Source organism: Nostoc sp., from assembly GCF_036917355.1.
Lineage (GTDB): Bacteria > Cyanobacteriota > Cyanobacteriia > Cyanobacteriales > Nostocaceae > Nostoc.
In genome coordinates, this window is record NZ_JBALDP010000108.1 from 1 (window position 1) to 26,865 (window position 26,865).

At 42.5% G+C, this 26,865-nt stretch carries 23 protein-coding genes; 10 read left to right on the plus strand and 13 right to left on the minus strand.

Translation table 11 applies throughout. The features are described from left to right. Nucleotides 1–359: 359 nt before the first annotated feature. The 6 genes from V7K53_RS31705 to V7K53_RS31730 form a co-directional block, all read right to left on the minus strand. The gene (locus tag V7K53_RS31705; RefSeq protein WP_335201453.1) at nt 360–1,370 is read right to left on the minus strand and encodes a catalase family protein; all 1,011 of its coding nucleotides are present in this window, start codon (nt 1,368–1,370) and stop codon (nt 360–362) included. 47 nt (nt 1,371–1,417) lie between these two features. Next, nucleotides 1,418–1,984 (minus strand): 5-formyltetrahydrofolate cyclo-ligase, encoded by a 567-nt coding sequence (locus tag V7K53_RS31710; RefSeq protein WP_335201454.1) that lies wholly within the window; start codon nt 1,982–1,984, stop codon nt 1,418–1,420. Nucleotides 1,985–2,051: 67 nt separating this feature from the next. After that, nucleotides 2,052–2,996 carry a GDP-L-fucose synthase family protein gene (locus V7K53_RS31715; RefSeq protein ID WP_335201455.1) on the minus strand — a complete coding sequence of 315 codons (945 nt, stop codon included), beginning with the start codon at nt 2,994–2,996 and terminating at the stop codon, nt 2,052–2,054. A gap of 22 nt (nt 2,997–3,018) precedes the next feature. Continuing rightward, nucleotides 3,019–4,098, minus strand: a complete 1,080-nt coding sequence (gmd, locus tag V7K53_RS31720; protein ID WP_335000054.1) for a GDP-mannose 4,6-dehydratase — start codon at nt 4,096–4,098, stop codon at nt 3,019–3,021. Nucleotides 4,099–4,570: 472 nt separating this feature from the next. After that, entirely contained in the window at nt 4,571–5,326 is a 756-nt protein-coding gene (locus tag V7K53_RS31725) for a sugar transferase (protein WP_289799924.1), read from the minus strand. A gap of 98 nt (nt 5,327–5,424) precedes the next feature. Next, on the minus strand, nt 5,425–6,579 hold the full coding sequence (locus tag V7K53_RS31730) for a glycosyltransferase (protein ID WP_335201456.1): 1,155 nt from the start codon (nt 6,577–6,579) through the stop codon (nt 5,425–5,427). A 324-nt stretch (nt 6,580–6,903) separates the two neighbouring features. Between V7K53_RS31730 and V7K53_RS31735 the strand changes: the two genes are divergently transcribed. After that, a complete protein-coding gene (locus tag V7K53_RS31735) occupies nt 6,904–7,842 on the plus strand; it encodes an NAD-dependent epimerase/dehydratase family protein (protein WP_334934697.1) in 939 nt (312 codons plus the stop codon). A 188-nt stretch (nt 7,843–8,030) separates the two neighbouring features. Here the strand turns inward: V7K53_RS31735 and V7K53_RS31740 are convergent, their stop codons facing one another. Next, nucleotides 8,031–8,756, minus strand: a complete 726-nt coding sequence (locus tag V7K53_RS31740; RefSeq protein WP_335201458.1) for a Uma2 family endonuclease — start codon at nt 8,754–8,756, stop codon at nt 8,031–8,033. A gap of 72 nt (nt 8,757–8,828) precedes the next feature. Here V7K53_RS31740 and V7K53_RS31745 point away from each other — a divergent pair, with 72 nt between their 5' ends. The 3 genes from V7K53_RS31745 to V7K53_RS31755 all read left to right on the plus strand — a co-directional run bounded on the left by V7K53_RS31745 (nt 8,829) and on the right by V7K53_RS31755 (nt 11,268). After that, nucleotides 8,829–9,614 (plus strand): hypothetical protein, encoded by a 786-nt coding sequence (locus V7K53_RS31745; protein WP_335201459.1) that lies wholly within the window; start codon nt 8,829–8,831, stop codon nt 9,612–9,614. Between the two features lie 60 nt (nt 9,615–9,674). After that, nucleotides 9,675–10,271, plus strand: a complete 597-nt coding sequence (locus V7K53_RS31750; protein WP_335201460.1) for an SMI1/KNR4 family protein — start codon at nt 9,675–9,677, stop codon at nt 10,269–10,271. Between the two features lie 121 nt (nt 10,272–10,392). Next, a complete protein-coding gene (locus V7K53_RS31755; RefSeq protein WP_335201461.1) occupies nt 10,393–11,268 on the plus strand; it encodes an SMP-30/gluconolactonase/LRE family protein in 876 nt (291 codons plus the stop codon). 210 nt (nt 11,269–11,478) lie between these two features. Here the strand turns inward: V7K53_RS31755 and pgsA are convergent, their stop codons facing one another. Then, complete coding sequence (pgsA, locus tag V7K53_RS31760; protein ID WP_335201462.1) at nt 11,479–12,015, minus strand: CDP-diacylglycerol--glycerol-3-phosphate 3-phosphatidyltransferase; 537 nt, start codon at nt 12,013–12,015, stop codon at nt 11,479–11,481. A 130-nt stretch (nt 12,016–12,145) separates the two neighbouring features. Between pgsA and V7K53_RS31765 the strand changes: the two genes are divergently transcribed. From V7K53_RS31765 to V7K53_RS31790, 6 genes are all read left to right on the plus strand, one after another. After that, nucleotides 12,146–13,567, plus strand: coding sequence for an aspartate ammonia-lyase (locus V7K53_RS31765; RefSeq protein ID WP_335201463.1), 1,422 nt, complete (start codon nt 12,146–12,148; stop codon nt 13,565–13,567). 87 nt (nt 13,568–13,654) lie between these two features. Further along, the gene (locus tag V7K53_RS31770) at nt 13,655–14,626 is read left to right on the plus strand and encodes a DUF362 domain-containing protein (RefSeq protein WP_335201464.1); all 972 of its coding nucleotides are present in this window, start codon (nt 13,655–13,657) and stop codon (nt 14,624–14,626) included. Nucleotides 14,627–15,734: 1,108 nt separating this feature from the next. Then, nucleotides 15,735–15,920 (plus strand): hypothetical protein, encoded by a 186-nt coding sequence (locus tag V7K53_RS31775; protein WP_334839187.1) that lies wholly within the window; start codon nt 15,735–15,737, stop codon nt 15,918–15,920. A gap of 422 nt (nt 15,921–16,342) precedes the next feature. Then, on the plus strand, nt 16,343–16,855 hold the full coding sequence (locus tag V7K53_RS31780; protein WP_229464783.1) for an inorganic diphosphatase: 513 nt from the start codon (nt 16,343–16,345) through the stop codon (nt 16,853–16,855). 136 nt (nt 16,856–16,991) lie between these two features. Continuing rightward, nucleotides 16,992–17,375: an aspartate 1-decarboxylase gene (gene panD, locus V7K53_RS31785; protein WP_292729447.1), complete on the plus strand. Its 384-nt coding sequence runs from the start codon at nt 16,992–16,994 to the stop codon at nt 17,373–17,375. 11 nt (nt 17,376–17,386) lie between these two features. Beyond that, nucleotides 17,387–18,289: an MBL fold metallo-hydrolase gene (locus tag V7K53_RS31790; RefSeq protein WP_335201465.1), complete on the plus strand. Its 903-nt coding sequence runs from the start codon at nt 17,387–17,389 to the stop codon at nt 18,287–18,289. Between the two features lie 260 nt (nt 18,290–18,549). Here V7K53_RS31790 and V7K53_RS31795 read toward each other — a convergent pair whose 3' ends face one another. The 5 genes from V7K53_RS31795 to V7K53_RS31815 form a co-directional block, all read right to left on the minus strand. Further along, the gene (locus V7K53_RS31795; RefSeq protein WP_335201466.1) at nt 18,550–21,981 is read right to left on the minus strand and encodes a two-partner secretion domain-containing protein; all 3,432 of its coding nucleotides are present in this window, start codon (nt 21,979–21,981) and stop codon (nt 18,550–18,552) included. 368 nt (nt 21,982–22,349) lie between these two features. Next, nucleotides 22,350–23,564, minus strand: coding sequence for an HhoA/HhoB/HtrA family serine endopeptidase (locus V7K53_RS31800; RefSeq protein ID WP_335201468.1), 1,215 nt, complete (start codon nt 23,562–23,564; stop codon nt 22,350–22,352). A gap of 268 nt (nt 23,565–23,832) precedes the next feature. Beyond that, nucleotides 23,833–25,155, minus strand: coding sequence for a D-alanyl-D-alanine carboxypeptidase (locus tag V7K53_RS31805; RefSeq protein ID WP_335201469.1), 1,323 nt, complete (start codon nt 25,153–25,155; stop codon nt 23,833–23,835). Nucleotides 25,156–25,322: 167 nt separating this feature from the next. Continuing rightward, on the minus strand, nt 25,323–25,532 hold the full coding sequence (locus V7K53_RS31810; RefSeq protein WP_335201470.1) for a hypothetical protein: 210 nt from the start codon (nt 25,530–25,532) through the stop codon (nt 25,323–25,325). Between the two features lie 157 nt (nt 25,533–25,689). Then, nucleotides 25,690–26,760 carry an LOG family protein gene (locus V7K53_RS31815; RefSeq protein ID WP_335201471.1) on the minus strand — a complete coding sequence of 357 codons (1,071 nt, stop codon included), beginning with the start codon at nt 26,758–26,760 and terminating at the stop codon, nt 25,690–25,692. Nucleotides 26,761–26,865: the final 105 nt, after the last annotated feature.

Genomic DNA, 26,865 nt, shown 5'->3' on the forward strand with positions numbered 1-26,865 from the left:
GTTCGACGAGATTCATACTTGTTAGTTATCCATTTTTCTCCACCCTCTATAAATCATTATTATTTTTCTCTCGTTGTATGAAACCACCCTGCCTCTCCGAAACGGAAAGGGAGGAGAAACGAAAAATTAAGCTTTTTGCTCCCCTCTCCGCGTCGGAGAGGGGCTGGGGGAGAGGTCAAATAAGACTTGTCGAACTCACGTTAAAATCATTCCTTAAAAACAAGATTCCTGACTTATTTAAAAAGTTGGGAATCTTGGTATTTCAATTCTCACAAATCAGATTTAATTCGTATCAAGTCAGAGTTTTTACACACAGCTTTCAACGGTTCCTCTTGCAGTTTAAAGCCAATTCATAGTAGTTAATCTTCAACCGCTACATAAGGTTGTGGTTCCCGCGAACGTTGGGCAATTTGTTCTCGCCGATACTTTGCAAGTTCGCTGTAAAGCCTCTTACGAGAGAGATTTACACTTCCAACAGGCTCATGATCTAGAAGTGTATGCCAAGGGGAAAACAATATACCCTCATCTAAGCGTTTGCGTTCTTCAAAGTCAAATTTCTGACTAGGAATGCGAACAGTTGCAACTTTAATAAATGGTGAATCTGCTTCTTGCCATTCCTTAACGTGGTCTTCAATCGGCGTTTTTTGATCATCTACATAAAACTGAATTAGAAAGTCAAAAGACGCTTCTCGACCTTCTTCAGTCAAATATTTTACCAGCGTTTCTCGAAGGTAATTTTCTGATTCTGGAAGTGTTTCTGGTGGTTGTTCAGGCTGTTGAGATTTTACAGATAATTTTACAATCCGCTCACCAAATTTAAATGGAGCCATACTCCAATATTGAATTAAAAGTGGATTGCCTACCTTTTTGCTCCCAATTTTTTGCAAGATAGCAAAGGCGTAACCAAGTTCTTCCAGCCGTTCTGAGGAAAGTTTTCCACTACCTGCTTGGGAAAGATCGGCGTAATCACGAACGTCTTTAGTCAAGAAAATAGGATAATTGTTAAGTATAAAATCTTGAGTTTTTTCTTCATCATCCAGCACTTTTTGCCCGTCCACATTCATCACCTTAATGGCTATACCGCGAACATCAGGCTGGCTATCGGAGTGAAATTTACCACGTTTTTCAGGCGAACCACCACTAGAGAAACGAATCCACGCAGGATAGGTTTGGGGCGTTTTGAACAAACCTACTTTCAGATATTCAGGAAGATTGGGTTCAATAATGAACTCTCCCCAAAGGAGTCCATGACTTTTGCTATGAATTTGGCGGAGGTCTGGACCTGTTTTTTGTTGAGCTTGGAGGCTAGTTGCGATAATCTCGTCAATTATTGCTTCCTGCTCAGTGGTAGATGACGTTGGGTTAGTCATAAAACATTTGATGAGATATCTTCATTATCCTGAACGCTTCAACCTTTTCAAGTCAATCCGGTTTCCGTACAAATAGCTTGTAATGGTTTATCCCAAGGTTCAATCGGTATTTGGGACAAATAGGCAAAATCAAAGACAATTCCGATAGTCGGCTTTGTCTGCCACTGCGGTAAACTGAACAAGCGATCGTAATATCCACCGCCATAACCCAAACGATATCCTTGATAGTCGCAAGCTACACTGGGAACAAGAATCAAATCTACTTCGGCAGCATTTAAGATTGGAGCGTCGGGGTGTGGTTCAGTAATGCCATAAGTGCCGCTTTGGACAGAATCATTCGGTGTCCAAATATGCCAAGACAGAGATTTATTAACGCAGCGAGAAAATCCCCAACGGTATTTGGTGTTTGCAAATAGTGGACTGAGGTCAGGTTCTTGGCGAAAGCTAAAATAAGCGAGTATTGTTTTTGCTTGGGTAAACAAAGTAGAGTTTTGTAAATGAGAGCTAATGCGATCGCTTTTTTCTCTCCATTCTCCAACGGACATTGATTGACGTGTTTTGAGTAGAGTGCGGCGCAGTTCTACTTTATTTAGTTGATGATTAACTTTATCCATAAAAATAGTCAAAAAAATAAGCTGGGTATCACCCAGCTTGTATCACTCTACATTCACCAGTACATAGTTATGCAGCGTGTTGACGATACCACTCAATAGTATTCTTTAGCCCTTCTTCAAAGCTTACCTGAGCCGTGAAATCAAAGGCTTGCTTTGCCCGTTCAGTATCTAAACATCGGCGGGGTTGACCATTAGGCTTGTCAGTTTGCCAAACAATTTCACCCTTAAACTCCATCAATTCGCAGATTAGAGTTACTAAATCAAGAATGGAGATTTCATAACCGGTTCCCAAGTTAACTGGTTCCGATTCGTTATAGAATTGAGTCCCCATCACAATCCCCCGCGCTGCATCTTCTGAATACAGAAACTCACGGGTAGGACTGCCATCACCCCAAACTGCAAGTTGTTTTTCTGCATTAATTTGGGCTTCGTGAACTTTGCGAACTAATGCCGGAATGACGTGGGAACTTCCGGGGTCAAAGTTATCTTCTGGGCCATATAAATTTACTGGCAGTAGGTAAATCCCATTAAAACCGTACTGCTGACGGTAAGATTGCAATTGAACTAAAAGTGCTTTTTTGGCAATTCCGTAAGGGGCGTTGGTTTCCTCTGGGTAGCCATTCCAAAGATCGTCTTCTTTGAATGGCACTGGAGTGAATTTGGGATAGGCGCAGATTGTGCCAACACAAACAAATTTTTCTACTCCAGCTTGATAGGCAGCGTGAATTAGCTGGGTTCCCATGATCAAGTTATCGTAGAACAGCTCTGCGGGTTTTTCGCGGTTCAAACCGATGCCACCGACATGAGCTGCTAGATGTATGATTATGTCTTGCTGGTCAACTGCAAATTGGCTATTTTCCCAGACACGCAAATCGCGATCGCGCGATCGCGGTATTGTAATTTTCTCGCGGTCGGCTCCTGCTTTACACAGTTGATCTATCACCTGACGACCTAGAAACCCCGACCCACCAGTGACGAGAATCCGTTTATTTTTTAATACTAAGGCGGTCATATTTTATCCTCTGTGATGCGAATCAGAAGTGCAAAGCGCCCAGTGTTTGACGAATAGTCGCAATATCATCTGGAAATTGCGAACCTTTTCCATTGGGTGAAGTATGACCCAATGCTTGTAAGTCTGCTTCTACCATTAGGGAAACTAGTTCTTCAAAGGTTACTGATGGTGCCCAGCCCAAGTTCTGACGTGCTTTGGTAGAATCGCCAATCAACAACTCTACCTCAGATGGACGCAGGTAACGCTCATCAAACTCTACATAATCTTGCCAATTAAGATTCACATAACTAAATGCCAGTTCTAAAAACTCGCGCACCGAGTGGGTTTCACCAGTAGCAATTACGTAATCGTCTGGCTGGTCTTTCTGTAACATCAACCACATTGCTTTGACGTAATCTTTCGCATAGCCCCAATCTCGCTTGGCATCTAGATTACCCATGTAAATCTTTTTCTGCTTCCCAGCAACGATACTAGCTACCGCTCTAGTAATTTTGCGGGTTACAAAGGTTTCACCGCGGCGGGGTGACTCGTGGTTAAAAAGTATACCGTTACAAGCAAATAAATTATAAGATTCACGATAATTTACAGTTTGCCAGTGAGCGTAAACTTTCGCACAGGCATAGGGACTGCGGGGATAAAAGGGCGTTGTCTCAGTTTGAGGTATTGCTTGTACTAAACCGTACATTTCTGAAGAACCCGCCTGGTAAAATCGCACCTGAATTCCGGTACGATGCTGGTAGTCTCGAATTGCTTCCAACAGACGCAATGTCCCCATTCCTACTGCATCTACTGTGTATTCTGGTGAATCAAAGCTTACTCTGACGTGGGATTGGGCGCCGAGGTTGTAAATTTCTACTGGCTTTACTTCTTCTAAAATACGCCGTAACGTTGTACCATCCGTCAAGTCGCCGTAGTGAAGAAACAACCGTACTCCCTCTTTGTGGGGGTCTTCGTAAATGTGGTCGATACGGTCTGTGTTGAAGGTAGAAGTCCGGCGAATGATGCCATGAACTTCATAACCTTGTTCCAACAAAAACTCACTTAGATATGAACCATCTTGTCCAGTAATACCAGTAATCAACGCTCGCTTCTGTTGCGTCATACTTAATTATCCCTTATTGTCTTTGATTAAAAATTTACAGCCAATCTGATACAACCTAGCAACTAATTGCTGAATTGCCTAATGGGAAACCTACGAGTTCTTATGGTTATGAGACTTTTTCCGTAAATAAATATACTTAAAAAAAAGTAATCTAGCACGTAAGTTCAACATTAGATAGCTCAAGATTATTTAATTATGTATATTTTCTTTTACCAGATAGATCGAAATTATTTTTATGTATGTTGTTTTTTGTCAAAACTTCATATATCTCTAGTTTTATGAAGACTTAATAAAATAGCCATTTTAAAATTAGACTTCTGGCAAAAGTGCCAAAGATCCACACTTACAGAAGGCTGAATATAAGTACAAAAGCACAAATTATAGAAACAAAGATGAACAATCCTTGAGCTTGAGGGGGGAATTGGTACTTAGGGGCATTAACTGCCCCACAGAATCCACCCTAAGTAGTTACTCAGTATGCGCCGTTATTTTTGGGTAAAATTACCACATCAACAGTTTTCAAGATGATCCATAAATCAAGCCAGAAATTCCTAAATTTGACATAATGCAGGTCTATTTGGACTCTCCGAGGATAGGGAATGTCATTACGCCCAGATACCTGCCACAAACCAGTAATTCCTGGACGGATTGTTAAAATCTCGTCAATGTGACAACCGTATTTTGGCAGTTCTTCTGCTACCAAGGGTCGGGGACCGACTACACTCATGTCCCCTTTTAAAACGTTCCAGAACTGGGGAAATTCGTCTAAGCTAGTAATTCGCAAAAATCGACCAATTTTGGTAATCCGGGGGTCTTGTTTCAGCTTAAAACTGCTCTCAAATTCTTGCCGCAATTCGGGTGATGTTTCCATCATTTGCATGAGGATTTCGTCCGCATTGCTTACCATTGTTCGGAATTTAATACAACTAAACGCTTTGTAATTTTTCCCTACCCGTTCCTGGACATAAAAAATTGGTCCTTCTGAGCTAAAGGCAATCAGCAAGGTCAAAATTAAGTAGACGGGGAAGAACAAAATTAATACCGACAGCGAAAACACTATATCGAACAGTCGTTTGGCTAACTCTCCGTTTAAACCCTGAAAAGATAAACCTTTGGGCTTAACTTTTGGCGTCTTTGTTTTTTGACCGCGTTTTAAGAAACGCGTAGACGCTCTAGTGTCTTGCCTTACGCCTCGCTTGCCGGAGAGGAGTGAGCTCTGGGCAGTCATCATACTCCTTAATAATCCACACCACACATAGTCCCAATATTAAAGCCAAAATGAGATGCTTCTGGGGGAAATTGCCAAAAGCCTAAAAAAATAAGACGTTAATCAAGACCATCATTCCGAAAACGGTCTTTTTCGTTGCACTTGTTTACAAAATCTAGATAACGATCTGCAAAGATTTGCGGTGAAAACTGCGCGGCGTGCGATCGCATATACTCGGAATTGAACGAAACCTCATACATTTCAAACTTTTCTACTGCCTCCACCAAAGCCGCCTCTGTTTGCGTCTTGAAAAATATACCTGTCCCTGTATCCGCATTAGAGCGGATATCTCGTACTGTTTCTAAAGCACCCCCTGCACCATAAGCAATTACTGGCGTGCCGCAGGCTTGTGCTTCCACTAGGGCAATTCCAAAATCTTCACAAGCTGCATACACAAACGCCTTAGCCTTAGACATATATTTTTTTACCACATTATCGGGTTGCCAACCGAGTATTTGGATATTTGAGTTTGCCATCTCGCGAATCTTATTCATTTCATCTCCTGTACCAATGACTACTAATGGTCGTTTTAGTTGATTAAAAGCCTTGACAATCAACGATATTTGCTTGTAACTCACTAACCGAGAAACTGTCAGGTAAAAGTCCTCTTTCTCAGAGAGAAACGGAAATTCCGCAATATTCACTGGTGGGTAAATGACTGTTGCTTCTCGCCGATAGCAACGCCAAATCCGCCGAGCTGTATGCTGCGAGTTGGCAATGAAGTAATCAACGCGATTGGCACTCAATACATCCCACTGGCGCAAACGATGTAATAAATATCGCGTCAACCATCCAGGTAAACCATTACCCAGTTTGCTGTGGCGCAGATAATCAAAGGTCAAGTCCCAGGCATAGCGCATAGGGCTGTGACAGTAGCAAATATGCATCTGTTCGGGAGTGGTAAGGATTCCTTTGGCAACAGCATGGGATGAAGACAGAATGACATCATAATGCCGCAAATCCAGTTGTTCAATTGCCAAGGGCCACAAAGGCAAGTATTTTTGTATACCGTTGCGGGCATAGGGAAAGTTCTGGAGAAACGTCTTGCCAATTTGACGTTTGTATAAATAACTTTCTCTATTGCTGGATTCAAAATCTATGAGAGCATACAAATCAGCATCAATGTGATTCAAAATTTCTCGTACAACGAGTTCTGAACCACCGGTGGCTTTAGGTGTTAGCCACTCATGAACCAGAGCATATTTCAAGGGCACAGCTAACTTGAATAAGTGGAAAATACAAAGGCTAACTTGATGACGTTAACTGAAAAGTTTCCCCTTGTGATTAATTAATGGGAAGCGCCCCAGATTAGCACATAAGACGGAATCTTTCCCTCAGAGGTTCCAGATGGATGCGGCAACCTGATAATCTCATGAATGGGGAGTCGGGAACTTGTACTGAGCGCAGCCGAAGTATGGGGAGTCGGGAATAGAGAATAACCAATAGTTATTCTTCCCTTGCTCTCCCTGCTTCTCCTGGTTTTCCACTCCTCTACTCCCTACTCCCTTGATAACAACTGATATAAAAAGGGTGAATTTATGCGAATTCTGATTATGGGTGGTACTCGGTTCATTGGTGTCTATTTGACTCAACTACTAGTGGAAAAAGGACACGAGGTAGTGCTGTTCAATCGTGGGAATCGGCCAGCACCTTCTTTAGAGGGAGTAGGACAAATTATAGGCGATCGCACAGATGCTACTCAATTAAAAGCAAAGTTATCACAAGAAAACTTTGATGTCATTTTTGACAATAACGGGCGAGAACTTACTGATACTCAACCACTAGCAGAAATTTTTCAAGACCGAGTGCAACATTTTGTGTATATGAGTTCTGCGGGGGTTTATCTCAAATCCGATCAATTACCACACATAGAAGGCGATGCTGTAGATCCCAAAAGTCGCCATAAGGGTAAACATGAAACAGAAGCTTACCTGACTCAATTGGGATTACCCTTTACTTCTATTCGTCCTACTTATATTTATGGGCCCCGTAATTATAATGAGTTGGAAGGCTGGTTTTTTGACAGAATTGTGCGCGATCGCCCCATTCCCATCCCCGGAAATGGCTTGCATATTACGCAGCTAGGTCATGTAAAAGACTTGGCGCTGGCAATGACTCAGGTTTTGGGCAATAAACAAGCCGTAGGGCAGATTTATAATATCTCTGGCGATCGCTTTGTCACTTTTGATGGTTTAGCCCGTGCCAGTGCTGTAGCGGCTGGTAAATCACCCGATGCTGTCAAAATCGTTCACTACGACCCGAAAAAGTTTGATTTCGGCAAACGCAAAGCTTTTCCAATGCGGGTGCAGCATTTCTTTGCTTCGGTGAATAAAGCGCAAACAGAATTAAACTGGCATCCTGAATATGATTTGATTTCTGGGTTGCAAGACTCTCTGGAAAATGATTATTTGGCTAATGCAAAAGACAAAGCTGATGTTGATTTTTCTGTAGATGAGGAGATTTTACAAGCGTTGTGAGTTGTGCAGCCAGGGCGAATAGAATTCGCGGCTATACTGGCATTGTCCGCCTCCGCGGACTAAGGTCAAATTAAGGGTTTGAAACCCACTTCCGTGGGTTTTGTATTTCGACTCCGCTCAACACAAGTTTGTGTAGACGCGGTTTCTAACCGCCCGTTTCGCTTAAGTTGACTGATGCGATCGCATTTTCATAAATCATCAGGGTTAACGCCTAACTCGCGCAGTTGTGCTGCTAATCTGTTAGCACATTGACTTTCTCGTTCTAGCGGCGTGAGAAGCCAATTCCCGGATGCATCATACCAACGTAGCCACAATCGCTCAATTCCTTGGTAAGAACCTTGCCAAAGTCCTAATCCTAGTTCCAAACCCGGCATCCACACCCGCGGGGTACTCAAGTCCAATTCGCTGTAGCGGTCTGCAACTAATTGGAATGCTTGGAGTTTGTCAGTGTAGCGGTCAAACACAATGTAGTAAGGAACTCGCAAAATCCGCTCATAAACTTCCCATTTGGTCGGTGGTTGGTTAATCTCCCGCAGAGTTTGTCCTAAGTCTTCTTTTTCAGTGCCAGGAGAAAGCAATTCTACCACTACAAAAGGAGCGACCCCTTCTTGCCAGATAACATAACTCAGACGCAAGTTTTGCTGTTCGTAGAGACGCGAAACTCCCACAGCAGCAAACCAGTCTGGGCGTTTGTACCACAGTGTATGCCGGAGGTCGTAGTAAAGATTTAAGTCAGTGGCAACAAATACCTCCTCTGTTGGATAATTAGGAGGACAGAAGGTTTCCCGCAGAAGTTGGGGTTGAAAAAGGTGAAATTCGTCAGGCAAACCAGAGTCCTCCGGGTATTCACTGGGAAGATCGTACATGGTGGGTAGGGTTTCTTTTGGAGGGCGTGGCGGGTCTGTTTGGTACATAAGCGGAATCGTGACCGACTAAACTTAAAGTTAACGGATCGCGGTAAAGGTTTAGCAAACTAAACAACAGATATGAATAAAGTTGAGTACCTGATTCTCAGGTCTGCTTTAGAGTTTTCTGAAACTCTCAAAAATGTTGCAGAAGAGCATAACATCTCTCATGCTGAGGTGGCATTAGCAGCAAATTGTCTATTTCAGAATGGAGATATCTTGGCAGAGATAAACATTAGTGAAGACGAGATTCGAGATGATGTAGGAGTCCATCAAGTTAGATACGATCTAGATGGATATGAGGGATACCCTTCACCCCTAGCCCCTTTTCCAGAAGAAGGTGAGAATGATAACGATCAAATCTCACGAATCTATAAATGGCTAATTCCTAACTATAAAGCTAAAAGACCACTAGTGTTAACCCTGTCAGAAATCGAGGCTTCTTTAGAAGGGAAACTTGGAGCTTGGTACTACTTAACTCCTCAAGGAGGAACTCGTTGGGAATCGGTGACTTATCCTGATTGGAATCGTTATCATACGCAGCGTCTTGGTTGTGGCCCTGGTGAAATATCTGTGTCACAAATAGTAAGTCCCGATCGCAAATTTATAGAAAAATTTCTTAACATCGATTGCTATGTGTGTGCCGTGGTTCATATTTCAGGGACAGAGGTCTGGGATATGCTGGAACCTTGGCAAGCAACTTACTGGAAGATTTTACCTAGAGGCTACATAGTTCGTTACCAGAGTAGGCAAAGTGATTGGCATATAGACTCAGATACTTCACCAGAGTGGATTGAAGCAAATGACCAAGCTAATAAATGGTACTGGGAATTTCGGAAATGGTATAGAGATCCTGAATTTGAATAAAAAAGAAGAAGTAGTGTAAATGTTTTTCTGCAATTTTGTGAAGTACAAATATATTTGAAAATGAATGAGCGCGAAAATATTCAACAATATTTCAGAAATCTTCTAGAAATTATTGAAAATCAAAGACCTGGATACATTGCTGTTTTAAAAGAAGGTTTACTCGATGATGAAATTCAGAATAGCATTACAACTCATCCAATTCCTGAAGGTTTAATCGCTATATATTCATGTGTTAAAGGATGTTGCTTTGAACTTCCTAATAATTTTGATTTTCCTACATACTTACTTCCTGGATACAATTTAATCGAAATTGATAAAGTGGATAGCGTTATAAATCGTTTGCATAGCGTACATAAAAATCCAGATTGTTGGGGATGGCAACCAGATATGATTCCTTTTTTATACGGTAGCGGAGGTGATTACTATTGCGTCAGAACTTTGTCAGACGATCGATCGGTTGTACGGATTCCTAAAGATGATGTTTTATATATAATTTGTCAAAGTATTAAAGATTTTATTTTAATACTTACGGAATGCTATAAACAAAGTGCTTATTTTTTGGATGAAGATAGATATCTGGAATGCGATTATGATTTAGAAGAAAAAATTATAGTAAGTTTAAACCCTAATTATTATTATCAAAATGATTTAGATTAAAAAGAATGATAAAACGCATAAAATCCATTTATTATTAAGTTAAAGCAAGAACTTAATAGTATAGATTGAGTTGATATTGGGTAAAGATGTATACTTGATTTAATATTTAAATTAACTGCTTATGGGACAATATCCACTCCACAATGTTCTAGGAGCCAGAGCGCGTTTAGGTGAAGGCCCCATCTGGGATTCTACCCAAAACGTAATTTACTGGGTTGATATATACAACCATCGCGTACATCAGTTCAATCCTGCTACAGGGAAAGATTTGTTTTTTGATGTGGGAGATGTTGTAGGTGCGATCGCAACGGCAGGTAAAGATAGATTAATTATGGCACTGCGTCATCACCTGGCATTCCTCAACACCCAGACAGGTGAAGTTACTCCTATTTTGGAGATTGAAGGAAATTTTGCAGATAACCGTCTCAATGATGGCAAATGTGACCCTCAAGGTCGATTTTGGATCGGCTCAATGTGTTCTTTGGAAAAACCCCAGGCTAGCCTCTATCGCTACGATCGTGATGGTTCATTACATATCATTGAAACAGGATTGACGATCTCTAATGGTCTGGGTTGGAGTCCGGATCAAAAAACTTTTTATTTGAGTGATTCTCCTCACAAAAAGATATACGCTTACGACTTTGACTTAGTAACAGGTCGCATTACTAATCGCCGGATTTTTGTTGATTTAACTCATGAATCTTTCTACCCAGATGGGTTGACTATAGATAGTCAAGGAAATATTTGGTCAGCGATGTGGGATGGTTGGTGTGTGATTCGTTTCAACCCCAAGGGTGAAGAGATATTGCGGATAAAACTACCTGTGCAATTACCAACCAGTTGCACTTTTGGTGGCGAAGATTTGCAAACACTCTACATCACTACTGCTTCAGTTGGGCTCAGCCAAGGCGAGATAGAAAAAAGTTTCTACTCAGGTGATTTGTTTGCTCTCCAAACTGATGTTACTGGATTACCTAGCTATGGTTTTGATAAATAAAGTAGTATCTGTGTGCAAGTGAAGTGGATTGAGGGTTTAAGTTTAAACGCATAGGCGCTTCTCTACGAGACGCTACGCGAACGCCTTCCCGCAGCGTAGGGGCGCAGAGGAACGCAAAGTTTTTTGAGTCTATTGGCTATGAATTTAGGCAAAATTTTATTCAGGGAGTTTTAAATAGTAAACATCAGTCTTATGCAGCTTTTTTTGAGTTCACTTTGTACCTAACGGTGTATTTTCACTAGTTTGATTTTGTGGTAATAGGTAAATAGCTCCAGATATTAAAGTCAAAGCAACAGAAATCCAAAAGGCAATCAGAGAGGGACTTTGCCATACTTCAGGTAGTGGTGCAATCAGAAGTGCGATCGCAACTATTTGACTAACAGTTTTGAGTTTACCCCAAATATTCGCTCCGGTAATTGTTGTTTGATTTACTCGCCAACCAGCGATCGCTAATTCTCGCGCTAAAATCAAAAACACTCCCCAAGCTGGCACTTTTCCTAGTTCAATAAAAACCATCAACGGCGCAAGTACCAAAAATTTATCCACTAAGGGATCGAGAAATTTACCCAACTCACTAATTTGGTTGAGTTTCCGCGCTAAATAGCCATCTAACCAATCAGTTAACGCAGCGGTGATAAAAATCGCCAAACATATCCATCTAGCTTGAGGTGTGGGGTTGTACAAGCCATAAAGCAGAAATGGTACACCCAGAAGGCGAGAGAAGGTAATCCAGTTGGGTAGGGTCATTGAAAATTCAAAATTAATTAGTGTAAAGCAACAAATAGCCAAGCAAATATGCAAAATATATGCAGATTAGTGTATCTGAGTGTGGCTGCGTGGGAAAATCTGTTTTCTGTAGCTCTCTTAAAACAATACTATGACTGAACACACAGATTCCCAATTCCGCATCGAACGCGATTCGATGGGCGATCGCCAAATTGCTAGTAGCGTTTATTACGGCATTCAAACGCTACGAGCCATAGAAAACTTCCCCATTAGCGGCATAAAGCCTTTAGCTACTTACGTAGATGCTGGATTAATAATTAAAAAAGCTACAGCGATTGTCAATGGAGAACTAAATTGCATTCCCCAAGATATTAGTCAGGCGATTGTGCAAGCAACTGATGAAATCTTAGCTGGGAAGTTCCGCGATCAGTTTGTTGTGGATGTTTATCAGGCGGGTGCTGGAACATCCCACCACATGAATATCAACGAAGTTTTGGCAAATCGCGCCTTAGAAATACTTGGTGAAGAAAAGGGCAATTACAAACGTGTTAGTCCCAATGACCACGTTAATTATGGGCAGTCTACCAATGATGTGATTCCAACTGCAATTCGCATTGGTGGATTATTGGCATTATCTAAGACATTACACCCAGTAATAGATGGTGCGATCGCATCTTTAGAAAAAAAGGCTGTAGAATTTCAAGATATCGTCAAATCTGGCAGAACCCACTTACAAGACGCTGTACCCGTGCGTTTAGGTGAGAATTTTCGGGCTTGGGCGCAAATTCTTACAGAACATCAAAACCGGATTTACACCGCCTCTGGGGATTTGATGGTGCTGGGTTTGGGAGGTAGTGCAGCAGGAACGGGGTTAAATACTCATCCCTTATATCGCGCCCGTGTGGTAGAAGTTCTTTCAGAATTGATTGATACTCCTTTAGAACCTGCGCCGCATCTCATGGCAGCTATGCAAAGTATGGCGCCATTTGTGAATGTTTCTGGTGCGTTGCGGAATTTAGCCCAGGATTTAGCCAAAATATCTCATGATTTACGGCTGATGGATTCGGGGCCAAAAACAGGCTTGAAAGAAATTCAACTGCCTCCAGTGCAACCCGGTTCCTCGATTATGCCAGGGAAATATAACCCCGTGATGGCAGAGATGACATCAATGGTGTGCTTTCAGGTGATGGGTTATGATAGTGCGATCGCTTTAGCCGCACAAGCCGGACAATTAGAATTAAATGTGATGATGCCGCTAATTGCCTATAACCTAATTCACAGTATCGAAATTCTCGGCAATACCATCGCTGCACTCACCGAACGCTGCATTGAGGGAATTACTGCCAATCGGGAACGTTGTTTAGCTTATGCCGAAGGCAGTTTAGCTTTAGTAACCGCCCTCAATACCCACATCGGTTATTTAAATGCCGCAGCTGTCGCCAAAGAATCTTTAGAAACTGGTAAATCTCTGCGGCAAATTGTTTTAGAACGAGGATTAATGAGTGAAACAGATTTAGCCACAGTGTTAAATCTAGAACAAATGAGTGGTATCTTACCGCTCAAAACAGAATAATAGGTTATGGGTTTGGGTTACAGGTTATAGGTTACTAGCCTCTATTACCTGTTCCCTGTCCCCTATTCCCTATCTCCTACCTATACCATGCAGACTCAAAAACCAGCTGTTAGTCTCATTCGGGCTACATCTTACGAACGAGAGGCTTTACGAGAATCCTTAGTCACGTTGCTGGAACCTTTCGGAGGAATAGCAGCGTTTGTAAAAAAAGGCGATCGCGTTTTACTAAAACCGAATCTACTTACAGGATCGCGTCCTGGTAAAGAGTGTATCACCCGTGCCGAACTAGTTTATGAAGTTGCCCAAATGGTAATTGAGGTTGGCGGTAAGCCATTTTTGGGCGATAGTCCTGCTTTTGGTAGTGCCAAGGGCGTAGCAATAGCAAATGGCTATCTGCCTATTCTAGAAGAACTCAATCTTCCCATCATCGATTTTCACGGTCAGCGTTACCAAACCGTCAGTGACAATTTTAACCATCTGCGACTGTCTAAAGAAGCAATGGAAGCAGATGTAGTAATTAACCTACCGAAAGTGAAATCACATGCCCAGTTGACATTAACACTGGGCGTAAAAAACTTATTTGGTTGCGTCCCTGGCAAAATGAAAGCTTGGTGGCACATGGAAGCAGGAAAAGACGCGAACAGATTTGGTGAAATGTTAGTAGAAACTGCCAGAGCGATTAACCCTGACTTAACCATATTAGATGGCGTCATCGGTCATGAAGGTAATGGCCCCAGCAACGGGGAACCTCGCCAACTAGGCATTTTAGCAGCCGCATCAGATATATTTGCCTTAGATCGCGCAATGGTGGAAATCCTCAATGTTTCTCCTGAACAAGTGCCCACAGTTGCAGCTTCTCAAAGGTTAGGAGTTTGTCCAGAACTTGCTGCCATAGAGTTTCCGCATTTAAATCCTGACTTATTAAAAATAGAAGATTGGCGGCTACCAGACAAGTTAATGCCCATCGATTTTGGTATGCCCCGCGTAATTAAGTCTACGTTTAAGCATCTTTACACCCGATTTATCAAGGAACCAATCAGTGTTTATGGAAGGGAGTGAGGAAGAAGCTGGGGAGCCAGGGGAGCAGCACTTCTCTACGAGAGGCTTCTCTTTCAGAGACGCTAACGCGAACGCCAACGGCTACGCTCAGTGACCGAGGAGAAGTTGCAGTAAGTTTTTCTCTGTCCCTCTGCTCCTCTACACCTCTGCCTCTCATGCCCAATCCCTAATCAATCCTTAATTTAGTGCAAACGTCGTTACAGCAAATTCATTTATTAGCAGAGTAATCTGTAATTACCCTCCGATTGCTTAACCAAACCGCCCTATTATATTTAGTGGCGGTTTTTTTAGCTGATTAATTTGTTATACAATTTTTCGTCTTAGATTTTGATTTATTCGAAAAGTTATACGGATTTAGGATCTGGAAATTGGGATTGAGTATTTTGTTCAGATATGGGTAAAGTTTGGTAATAACTTACTACACCTCTAGTCCATCTTCTAAAACTTATTTACTCTACCTTTATATAGATTGACAAAATACCTGTGATATTACACAGATTTCAAAATTTAAATTCTTAAATATTTGTTTAGTGATATCACTGAATCCATTCTGCCTTATACAGTTGACGTATCTGTATTTATTCGGTAGTTATAGTTGGTTATAAAAATCATTACTACTTATTTCTTCTCTGGCGTCAAATATTTTGAGTATAACTACTATATAACAACCAAAAGTACGGAGAAATATTCAGTGCAATTGCGGTTTTGTGTCCTGTATCACAAATTAGCAATTCCAGTAAAATGACCTTATCAAAGGCTTTATAGGATGTTATAATCATGAAGTATCGGATAAATATGTTTTGCTAATTAATCTTTAATCAGCGAAAAAATGTAACTTATGATGCTGTCAAAGTTTGCTTTGCGTATGCAACCCGTTACACCATACAGGGAAACATCTGAAAATAATAATTACAAAATAAAACATGATTTGTTTACTTGTAACTTTGTATTAAGAAGTCCATGTATAAAAAGACTACTATGACAGTTGTATAACTGGTTTAAATTGTAGAATGCTACACATTTTACAGTTTAAAAATAGCTAAAATAGCATTAATACTCTCACTCAGAGAGTAAACCTACACAGTGTTACGAAGAACTTCAATTTTGTATGAATTCAAATAGCCAGTCTGCCAATGCCGCTACATATTCCCAACGTTTGGCAGACATTGTGGGAACTGCGATCGCTCTGTTGACTCTTACCCTACCCGTATTTGTCATCGCCCACTATTCTTCAACTAATGTTCAAAATAACCAGCAACCTCTGATCCAAAACATACAAGGAAATCAAGATTGATCGAGCTTCACAGCTGCATTTCCTCATGAGGAGACCTACAAAAAAGCAGAATACTGATTTTGTAGATAATCTCTGTAGATGTGGATGTAGTTCGTCAAGAGTAAGCTAAATCTGGATTGTGTGACTCCAGATTTAAGTTGTCTTAACAAAGTTCGGACAGAAATTCGTATAACAGCAATTAAGGGCGGAGGATATCCATAATACCCTCTTGGAAAAAGCGTTGCGAAGTTTGCTCGTAACGCTTTTTCTATTTTTTGGCTAATTCAAGGGAATAGGTTACATCTGAAAGTTTCTTCCCCAGTGCGCTATGCCATAGATAGAACAAATACCTTGGGAAGAGATCCATATTGCCCTAAAATTCTACACGGGGAGCGAAGCTGACAGAGTGCCCCCATGATTCACCGTTATCAGAGGAGTTTTTTGTGGACTTATCTCGTATTCCTGCCCAACCGAAACCTGGTCTAATCAACGTTCTCATTGAAATTACTGGCGGAAGTAAAAATAAATACGAATACGACAAGGAACTAGAAGCTTTTGCTCTAGACCGAGTACTTTATTCCTCGGTACAATATCCTTATGACTACGGCTTTGTACCTAATACTTTGGCTGATGATGGCGATCCCCTAGATGGTATGGTCATAATTGACGAGCCGACCTTTCCGGGCTGCATTATTGCTGCACGACCAATTGGCTTTTTGGAGATGATTGACGGTGGCGATCGCGATGAAAAAATCCTTTGTGTTCCTGACAAAGATCCGCGCTACACTCAAGTAAAATCCCTGAAAGACTTAGCACCACACCGCTTAGATGAAATTGCTGAATTTTTCCGTAGTTATAAAAATTTGGAAAAAAAGGTGACTGAAATTCTCGGTTGGCAAGATGTGGACAAGGTTGCAGCTTTAGTAGAAAAATCCGTCAAAGCTTATAGAGGATAATAGAAAAGTTAGGAGTTAGGAGTTAAGAGTTATGAATTTTTATTCTTAACTCCCCTACAGACGCGATTAATCGCGTCTCTACTCATAACTTTCGCTTGTTACGGTTCGCAAAAACTGCCACCAAACCCAAACCAGAATGCAGCGTACTCTCCTTTTGGCAAAAATTCATAATTGCACCCTTACGGGGGCGAATATCAACTACGTGGGTAGTATCAGCATTGATGAAATCCTTTTGGAAAAAGCTGGTATCTTACCTTATGAGCAGGTGCAAGTAGTTAATAGTGCCAACGGTCAGCGCTTTATTACTTATGCGATCCCCGCTCTAGCTCATTCAGGAATCATTGAGCTAAATGGAGGTGCGGCACGTCTAGGCATTATTGGCGATCGCTTGATTATAATGACTTACGGGCAGTTCACTCCAGAAGAGTTAAAAAGTTACTCTCCTACGGTAGTCATTGTGGACGAAAAAAACAGGCTGTTGGAAGTGCGGCGCTACGATGACCTGCTCAGTAAGGTCTAATTTCAAGAAAAATGTCAAATTTTGAGTTGTCGGATTCCCAGAGCTACATACCTGAAAAGTCATCTACCCTGCCAAGTAGCCCAGCAGGTGAATTTCTCGTGCAATTCTGGGGTGTAAGAGGTTTGATTCCCACTCCCAGTAGCAATACCAGTCGTTATGGTGGTAATACCGCTTGTGTAGAAATACATGTAGCTGGGAAACGCTTGATTTTTGATGGCGGTACAGGCTTACGCATATTGGGTAAAACTTGGCAAGAACTGCAACAGCCACTAGAAGCCCATTTATTTTTTACCAACTGCCAATCAAACCGAATTCAAGGATTTCCCTTTTTTGCTCCTGCATTTATTGGGGAAAATTGCTTCCATATTTATGGCACAGCTGCCTCAAATGGAGCCTCAATTAAACAATGTCTGTACGATCAGATGCTCCAGCCGCACTTTCCTTACCCTTTACAGGTAATGCAGTCAGAATTGCAATTTTACAATCTGACTCCAGACAGTGACGTGAAGTTAGATGATGTCACCATTACAACTGCATTAATTAATCAAACTCAGCGGTCAGTTGGCTACCGAATTACTTGGCAAGAGTATAGTGTTGCCTACATCACGGATTTGCACCAGAATGCCGATCAATTGGAGCGAGAGCGGATTTTAGAGTTTATTCAAGGCGTTGACTTGCTGATTGCCAATGCCACTTACACTCCTCCTACATCTCACAACCATGATTCTGCTGATTTACTCTGGCAAGCTGCGGTGAACGCAGCTCTGAGTGCTGGCGTCAAACGGTTAGCCATTTCTCATCATCATCCAGATGACCATGATGATTTTCTCGATCGGGTGCAAGTCGATATTAAATCTGCTTTTCCTCAAGCCATATTAGCCCATGAAGGTCTAGTATTATCTGTTGGTAAGTGATTTTTTTGATACTTGTTGGTAGAGCGTCCAGAAAGAAGACCAGGGGGCAGAGGGGCATCCGACAAATGTATTGTAGATTTATTTAGATTTTGCGTTTTGACCGATGCCCAGAGTTGTCTGAGCATCGGCTTAGGGCGATAGCGCAGCCTCTTTGAGTCCCTTGGCGTCCATCGGTGAGAGGTTAAGATAATCTTACTTTTGTCAATTATAAATTACGCTGAAATTGGAGGAAAAGCACAGGTATGAAGTTAACTCTTGTACTAAGATGTAGTGCAGGAGATATTTGTTTGCCAAGGGCTATATAGGCTGACGTTAGGTGCTTGAGCCACTAGCTGGATGTCTCCATTAGGATCAACTACCCAGCTTTGGGCTTCCACAATCTGATTAGTAGATTTGGTAACAGATGTAGTAGATTTTTTATCTGTAATTTCCACAGATAATTTATCCGTTATTCTCTCTGTTGCTTGTGGGGGCAAATCTACCCAACTTGTAATCACTGCTCGTCCCCGCAGAGGCTCGTTAGGACTAAGGGGTAATCCACCGCGTCCTGTGGCGATAAAGCGACTAGCGGTTTGTCCTCTTCTGGGAGTGCAACCTTGAGCGATTTGTTGGGATGCATCGACGAGGTTAGAGGGTAGTTGAATTAAGCCACGACTAGGGTCTACATCGGGTGTGTTTAGTTCTACAGTCCCAGCCACCCCACGTTCAGAACTAGCAGTGATATCACTCAGGGAAGTTGGGCGTGAGCGAGATTGAATCCCAAAGAGACCTTTGACTGTAATCTCAACATTACCACCCTTACCAGTGAAAGCATTGGCGCTGATGTTGCTATCTTCGCTTGGAACAGCAACAATGAAGGGGGTCTTGATAGTAACATTACCACCATCGCCTCCTGCTTGAGCAGTGCCAGCAGTGGAAGATATTTGACTATTACGGCGGAGTAAGAGCAAGTCTTGCAGGCTGAGGTTAATATCGCCACCTTGATTGCTAGCTGTTTGTGCCGATATTAGCCCTTGGTTATCTAAAGTCAAATTTTCTGCTTGAATTTGAATATTGCCACCTTTTCCGCTACCTTGGCTATTTACAGCGATTCTTGCATCGTCTTGAACTGTGACCGTTTTGGAGGGAGTGATATTTCTAGGTTGAATGAAAATATTTCCGCCATTACCTGTAGAGCCAAGTTCAGTGTTAGCAAACAACCCACTGTCCTTTCCTGTTAAAATCAGATGGTCTTGTACCCTTAAAGAAATGTCCCCGGCTTGACTGTTAGTGGAAGTAGATGTGCGTAATTGACCGCTATTGACTACTTCAACTGTGTCTGCCGTGACCGTAACACCACCTGCGTCTCCCTTTCCCTCGGTTTCCGCAGTTATTACAGCACCATTTGTTACAGACAGTCTAGCAGTAGTAATGTCGAGCTTACCCCCTTTACCTATACCTGTTGCATCTACTGAGCTAGCAATGAAGCTGGCAGAGTTATTAATACTATCTACTCCATCTAAGGAGACAGCTTTACTGGCTCGAATTGTTAAGTTGCCAGCATTTCCACGTCCAGAAGTAGAAGTGTTTATTTGAGCGCCACGAGTCAGCGAAAGCAATCCTGTGCTGATGTTTATATTACCTCCATCACCGACTGCACTTGGTCCCACTCCATTAGTTATTGCACTACCAAACCTATCGAATGAGATTAGCCCTGAAACCTGAATTGTCACGTTTCCTGCATTTCCCTGCCCTTGAGTGTAAGCTGAGATTCCACCACCATTTGTAAGGGAAAGTGACTCAGCGATGACCGTGACGTTTCCTCCTTGTCCTGAGCCTTGTACTAAGGTGCTGAAGGCACCACTGGGTAATTCATTACTACCTACCCCCTTTATAAACACAGGTCCACGGATTTGAATCTTAACGTTGCCTCCTTTCCCTTGTCCAAAGATACTAGTTGCCAGTTCACCACCATTTGTAAAGGAAAGTGACTCAGCGATGACCGTGACGTTTCCGCCCTGACCTACTCCTCCAGGATTCACTGTACTGAAGACACCACTGGAAAAGTTATTGCTACCTACTCCCTCTATCAACACAGGACCACGGGTTTGAATCATAACGTTGCCTGCTCTCCCCTGACCGGAAATGCTAGCGGCTAATTCGGCACCATTTGTAAGGGAAAGTGACTCAGCTACAATAGTAATATCTCCTCCCTGTCCAATAACTCCAGGTCCTATCAAGCTGCCCACCCCGCTGGAAAAACCACTAAGCGGAGAACTGCTCCTGCCCACTCCATCCGCAAAGACAGAACCGCGAGCTTGAATCGATACATTGCCTGCGTCTCCCTGTCCATAGTTGCTCACATTTAAAACACCGCCGTTGGTCAAGGAAAGCAAGCCAGTAGTAACTGTGATGTTTCCAGCTTTACCTACACCTCCTTTACTTACAGAACTGAATACAGCACCTCCATTGAGGGAAACTCGATCGCGCACATTAATTACGACGTTACCCAGATTTCCACGCCCACGATTGTTTAATGCAACAATCAAGGCAGCATCATCAGCGATCGCAAGTGACTCAGCAGTAATACGAATGTTGCCACTGTTGCCAGTGGCTCCAGTCTGGACTAAGTTCTGAATGAGACTGCCACCAGCAACAGTTACTGTTCCTGTAGCATTGAGGGTTATATCTCCTGCTTTGTTATCAACTTCTCCCAGTCCTGCGTTTATTCCAGATATGAGAGCACTTCCCTCCAAAATTTCTATATTCCGCGCATTAACTATAATGCTGCCCTCTTTGTCATCAGGAACAACAACTCCACCACTAGTGAGGGAGACATCTGCCCGTGTTGCTCCCTCTGGAAAGCTTAGACTCAGATTATTGCGATCTACCTGAAGCCCAATTGTTCCTGCTCCTGCTAATCCTCCTAACTCTACTCGCCCACCAAAGGCATACAAACCTGCACCATTAATTTTAATGTTGCCACCGACGAGTAATAAACTTCGACCATTGGGAACACTCAGACCAAAAACTGATGGGTTTGCTGCTGGTGCGATTGAATTGTTTTGAATCGGCGCAGCAACAATTTGATTAAATAGCAAAGCCGAAGGCTTGACCGTCAACAGTGGAGGAATATTAGGATTTGAAGCGCTAAAAAAACCTTGATTACCAAACCCAATAGCATTTGCAGTAGTTGCTACAAATGAACCTCCGATATTTAGGCTGGCATTTGGCCCAAAAATTATCCCATTGGGATTCATCAGAAACAAGTTGGCTGTACCATTGGCGCTGATTAATCCATCAATATTCGATACTGATTTACCTGTTACTCGACTAATAATATTCTGAATATTTGAAGCGTTATTGAAGTAAGCCACACTCTTGGTGGGCACAGAAAACTCTTCAAAACTATGGAATAAGTTACTTCCTGCTTGGGTGCCACCTTCAATGATTCTAATGTTGTTCTGTAATGTGACACGAGAATTATTAAGTAGAGTGCTATCAGGGGTAATTTGGGCAGAACCACAATTTGCCCAAAAAGCGATCGCAATACCCATCCCCACACAAACAGCAGTTGTTGAATCAAGGTTAGTTTGCATAGTGATTGTAGTGATGGGTATTTTAAGCTGTGTCATCGCTTTGGCGTAAGCGTTGCTCGCCGTTGGCGTTCGCGTTAGCGTCTCTGAAAGAGAAGCCTCTCGTAGAGAAGGCATCGCTTCAATCCTTTTGCCTGATTTTATTCTGTTAAGAGTAGTGAAAAGAAATAACTTTTCTTAAGAAATACTTAGATCAAGTCTATATCCAACTATTTCTTGTGCGATGGGCGTCTCGCCACTGGTGTCAACTTCATGTGAAAGTTACTAAGCGAGAATGCTTTGAGATCGTTACCTCGAAAAGAAGTCTCTGACTCTTCACGCCCCTCATTGAGGCTCCACCTCCCTTACTCGAAAAAGAGCTGCAATGACAAGCATTTCCAGCCAGAGGCTCTTAACAAGGTTTTAAAAGGGTTTTGGCTTAAGTTGACACCCAGCTTTTTCTGTGCGCCTACTATTCCACACAATTAAAATCGCCTATATTGACCCTACGAAGCATTTTGCAACTCGGCTGTGCGTATTGAAAGCTGCTCTGTCTTATTACCCCGTTGCACTTTTACTTGTAATACTTGACCAAGGCGACTGTCTTCCACAACATTCTGCAATTGTTCAGCACTGGTAATTGCTTTACCATCAACTTGCAGAATTACATCCCCGCGTCGGATACCCGCAGATGCCGCTGGAGAATTGGGGACAACTCGCATGACAAAAACACCATTAATTTCTGGTATTTGAATAGGAGAGTTGGGATCGGTGTTATTTTGCTTGGCGAGATCGGGTGTCAAAGTTAGCATTTGTACACCTAAATAAGGGTGAGCAACTTTGCCATCGCGTTGCAGTTGCGCGGCGATCGCTTTGGCTTTATCAATAGGAATTGCAAACCCAATACCCATCGCATCAGGGCGAATGGCTGTATTAATACCAATTACTTCACCTTGACCATTCAACAGTGGCCCGCCAGAGTTACCAGGGTTAATAGCAGCGTCTGTTTGAATGAAATCCAAACGTTTGTCACTAATACCGACTTGGGCGCTGGAACGTTTGAGGGTACTGACAATTCCCAAGGTAACGGTGTTATCAAATCCCAAAGGATTACCAACTGCGATCGCCCAGTCTCCTACTTGGACATTGGTGGAAGAACCCAAGGGCGCTACTGGTAAATCGTTACCAGCGTTAATCTTGACTACTGCCAAATCTGTAACTTCATCAATACCTTGAACTTTACCTTCAAAGGTGCGACCATCTTTGAGTCGGACTGTTACTTTATCAGCCTTATCGACCACATGAGCATTAGTCAAAACTAAGCCGCTCTTGTCAATAATGAAACCTGAGCCTAAACCGCGTAACTGCTCAGAAGGCATCTGTTGGGAGAAACCGTCACCAAAAAACCGCCGGAAAAAGGGGTCTTCCATAAATGGATCGACGCGGCGAGTAATTGTTCGCTCAGTATCAATGCGGACAACTGCTGAACCAACACGATTCACTGCTGCTGTAACAAAGCTAGTACTACCGATCGCAGCGGTGGCTGGTGATTGCCGTTGAGCAATTAAATTTGAAGTATCAAGAGCAGTTATTGTGGGTGCTGGTTCGGCTTGGGAAGGTAACACCTGCAATGTGCTAACCGCTAGCACAACTCCTAGCGCGATCGCTAAAACATGAGTACTGAGTTGACGTAGAGACCGAGATATTTTGGGAAATCGCATAATCACAACCTAATTTATAAGCCTAATTGTTGCTTAGTCGTGACAAATCTATTTACAGTTATTTTTATTTCAGGTTTCGCCTGCTCTTTTCCAATACTGGGGTTAGGGCATTTTGCGAACTACCTGTAATCAACTTAATAGAAAATTTAACCCAAAAGCTATTATGGACATTTACCCTTTACAAGTTCGGTTTTTACCCATCAATAAAACTTTTGGATTGCTAATAAGACTAGTCCGCTCTCTGTTCTAACTCTAGACTATGGATGAACTAACTTTTGTATAAGATTTCATTCCGATTAGCTGCACCTAGCTGGGGTAAAGAGTTGATGGCTGAGTGGGGAGTGAGGTTAACAGGAACGGTGAGAGGTAGTTGTAATTGTTTAACAACATTTTGCAAAAGTTGATCTTGTCCAGTCCGCAAACCCCAGACATTTGTCCCACGGTTGATAATAGCAAACCAAACCAAACCGCGATCGCGTGTGGGCATCACTCCCGCTAAAGCGCTCACATCCCGGAGAGTACCAGTTTTGATCACAGTCGCCAGGGGAATGTGTCTAGTGTGTAGTGTCCCCCGATGATCGAATCCAGACATGGGAAACAAGTCAGCCAGATTCAGTTGATGGGCAGATGCCTCAGCTTGAATAGCCATAAACATGGCACAAACAGCCCTGGGGGAAATGCGATTTTCCGGGCCCAATCCAGAACCATTGATTAACTGGATTTCCGCTTGTGGCACCCTCGCCAGGTTAGCAGCAGTTGATTGGACTACAGGTGCTCCCCCTACTGAATCTGCCAGCATCTCTGCCATATCGTTGTTACTATAAACGTTCATTTCCTTGAGTAGTTGCTTCAAGGGCAATGAGCGATGACGCAGTAACAAAGTTTGTTGAGGGTTTGGTTGCGCCTCAACTTTCACCCCGCCGGAAATCACAACTTGAGGCTTGGGCGTTCCCTTGGGCATGATTGAGTATGTATAAAGAGCGGGACGACCCCAAGTTGCACGATTTAGCGTTTGCTTGAGCATCAAACCGGCTAGCATTGGCTGACGTTGAAAATTCATGGCAAAACTGCCAGTAATAATCAAATTCCCCTTTACTTGCTTGATGCCCATTTTATTGAGAGTATTACCAAGAGCGATCGCTTCTTCCCAAACAAACAAAGGATCGCCACGGCCTGTAACCACCAAATCGCCCTGCACAACTCCATTTACCACTGGGCCAGTGACACTAACCAAAGTATCAAATTGGTAATCTGGTCCCCAAGTTTTCAAAGCAACTAATGAAGTGGCAATTTTAGTTAAAGAAGCAGCCGGCAGAGGTGTCGTACCTTGGTGATTTGCCATTAGCATCGGCCCCGACTGCATCCAAATCCCCTGACTCTCAGCCAGATTTTGCGCCACCACTTTTGATGCGATCAGCTTTTTTAAATATTCCTGCACCGTAGTCGCCCCAGCTGGATTTGGATCGGGGGCAAGAACCAAGCCAGGGCTACTTTGCCAAGTTAGTGCATCTAAGGCATCTAGAGGTTTGATTTGTACCCCAGCCATTTCCAGCCAAAGCGACACCAAACCTGAACCCAATAATTCCAGCATTTTTTATTCCTCTGTTAGGATCTCAAGCGTTGTTTACTGTGCTAATATACAAGCTTTTTTACAAAAATCAGTATTGAGTCATAATAACTGGTGTTTTTCTCATCTGTAAGGAGGGTGAATTATATTGTTTTCGTGGCTTGCTTGGATAATGCCAAAATGCCCATTGCTCATGAAGATAGCCGTATGAAAATAAAAATGCATACTCCCAATACCGTTCGGTTAAGGTTTTTTGATGAAAATTCTAGATCGCTAAAGATGCGATAAATCATCACAAAGACGCGATAAATCGCCGTCAAGACAAAAGACTGATTATTGTAGAGACGGCGATTCATCGCGTCTTTTGCCTTAACCGAACCGTATTGCGCATACTCCTGCAAAGAAGCAAGCTACGCGCAGGGTGTCGCAGCCTGAGAAGAAAAGGCTTTACGCTGTGCGATCGCTCTTGGTAATTCTATAACCTTGAAACCAGGAAAGGGAAAGTATTCAAAATTCTCCCCCTTTTTCCTCTGCCTAGAGTGACAAAAGAAAGTTACCCTACTTTCTTTCTGGATGCGCTGCATCCTCTGGTGAAGGAGTACCCATCCGGTTAATTGTGGCAATCATCTGATACAAGCGCCCCAAATCGCGTTGATTGAAGTACAAAATGAGGCGAGGTAATCCAACAGTTTCATCTTGTGCTTCTTGAGGTAATGCCTGACTTTTTTCAATTTTTCCTTGAATAATAATGTCGCTAAAATCAGCATTTAGTTGTTCTAATAGAGCGTCTGATATATCTGTCTTCAGACGGATGACTAACTTCTCGCTTACATAGCGGCTGGAATGATAAACTTGGTAAAAACGGGTGATAGCATCACAAGCCACATCCAGGTTATCTGTCACCGTGTAAAGGCTAGGGTCTTCAGGATTGACAAGACCATTTTGCACTAATTGCTTATCAATATATTCGCTCCAAGAGCGCCAGTAATCACCACCAGGGCGATCGATTAGAACTAAAGGTACTGGCCCAAATTTACCAGTTTGGCTTAATGTCATACATTCAAAAGCTTCATCTTGAGTACCAAAGCCTCCTGGAAACAAGGCTACAGCATCACTTTCTTTGAGGAGAAACAGCTTGCGGGTGAAGAAATATTTGAAGTTAATTAGCTTGGGATCGCCCTCGATAAAAGGGTTTGCTTGCTGTTCAAAGGGTAACTGAATATTTAATCCAAAGGAATTTTCTCGCCCAGCACCTTCATGACCCGCCTGCATAATTCCACCACCACCACCAGTCATCACCATAAATCCTAATTGAGAAACAGCGCGAGCAAACTCAAGAGCCATTTGGTATTCTGGTCTATCTGGCGCTAGACGAGCAGAACCAAAGATGGTGACTTTACGAACGTGTCGGTAATCATAAAAAAGCTGGAAACCGCGCTCCATATCTGCTAATGCAGCGGATAATATTTTCCAATCGAGACGCTCAATTTCGTTATCAGCTAGACGAACAATAGTAGTAAGTGCTTGCTGAATAAATTGCCGATTTTTTAATGTCGGTAAACGAACGATCAATTCAGCGATATCCGCCTGTAAAGACTCTAATGTGTCAAACGACGCAGATGAGGTCATGAGAACTGCTGCAACAATGGCATTATATTTTACGTGAACTACTCACACTCTAGCAAGCGGGAATAGCACTCTGATGTGCAGTTAGCAAATTAATTCAGAACTGGC

Excerpts from the sequence above, each read along its gene's own strand:
- V7K53_RS31740 (WP_335201458.1), bottom strand. The coding sequence starts at position 8,756 with ATGTACCAAACAGACCCGCCACGCCCTCCAAAAGAAACCCTACCCACC.
- V7K53_RS31800 (WP_335201468.1), bottom strand. The coding sequence starts at position 23,564 with ATGCGATTTCCCAAAATATCTCGGTCTCTACGTCAACTCAGTACTCAT.
- V7K53_RS31735 (WP_334934697.1), top strand. The coding sequence starts at position 6,904 with ATGCGAATTCTGATTATGGGTGGTACTCGGTTCATTGGTGTCTATTTG.
- pgsA (WP_335201462.1), bottom strand. The coding sequence starts at position 12,015 with ATGACCCTACCCAACTGGATTACCTTCTCTCGCCTTCTGGGTGTACCA.
- V7K53_RS31710 (WP_335201454.1), bottom strand. The coding sequence starts at position 1,984 with ATGGATAAAGTTAATCATCAACTAAATAAAGTAGAACTGCGCCGCACT.
- V7K53_RS31805 (WP_335201469.1), bottom strand. The coding sequence starts at position 25,155 with ATGCTGGAATTATTGGGTTCAGGTTTGGTGTCGCTTTGGCTGGAAATG.
- V7K53_RS31705 (WP_335201453.1), bottom strand. The coding sequence starts at position 1,370 with ATGACTAACCCAACGTCATCTACCACTGAGCAGGAAGCAATAATTGAC.
- panD (WP_292729447.1), top strand. The coding sequence starts at position 16,992 with ATGCAGCGTACTCTCCTTTTGGCAAAAATTCATAATTGCACCCTTACG.
- V7K53_RS31725 (WP_289799924.1), bottom strand. The coding sequence starts at position 5,326 with ATGACTGCCCAGAGCTCACTCCTCTCCGGCAAGCGAGGCGTAAGGCAA.
- V7K53_RS31790 (WP_335201465.1), top strand. The coding sequence starts at position 17,387 with ATGTCAAATTTTGAGTTGTCGGATTCCCAGAGCTACATACCTGAAAAG.
- V7K53_RS31775 (WP_334839187.1), top strand. The coding sequence starts at position 15,735 with ATGAATTCAAATAGCCAGTCTGCCAATGCCGCTACATATTCCCAACGT.
- V7K53_RS31765 (WP_335201463.1), top strand. The coding sequence starts at position 12,146 with ATGACTGAACACACAGATTCCCAATTCCGCATCGAACGCGATTCGATG.
- V7K53_RS31745 (WP_335201459.1), top strand. The coding sequence starts at position 8,829 with ATGAATAAAGTTGAGTACCTGATTCTCAGGTCTGCTTTAGAGTTTTCT.
- V7K53_RS31815 (WP_335201471.1), bottom strand. The coding sequence starts at position 26,760 with ATGACCTCATCTGCGTCGTTTGACACATTAGAGTCTTTACAGGCGGAT.
- V7K53_RS31715 (WP_335201455.1), bottom strand. The coding sequence starts at position 2,996 with ATGACCGCCTTAGTATTAAAAAATAAACGGATTCTCGTCACTGGTGGG.
- gmd (WP_335000054.1), bottom strand. The coding sequence starts at position 4,098 with ATGACGCAACAGAAGCGAGCGTTGATTACTGGTATTACTGGACAAGAT.
- V7K53_RS31750 (WP_335201460.1), top strand. The coding sequence starts at position 9,675 with ATGAATGAGCGCGAAAATATTCAACAATATTTCAGAAATCTTCTAGAA.
- V7K53_RS31770 (WP_335201464.1), top strand. The coding sequence starts at position 13,655 with ATGCAGACTCAAAAACCAGCTGTTAGTCTCATTCGGGCTACATCTTAC.
- V7K53_RS31795 (WP_335201466.1), bottom strand. The coding sequence starts at position 21,981 with ATGCCTTCTCTACGAGAGGCTTCTCTTTCAGAGACGCTAACGCGAACG.
- V7K53_RS31755 (WP_335201461.1), top strand. The coding sequence starts at position 10,393 with ATGGGACAATATCCACTCCACAATGTTCTAGGAGCCAGAGCGCGTTTA.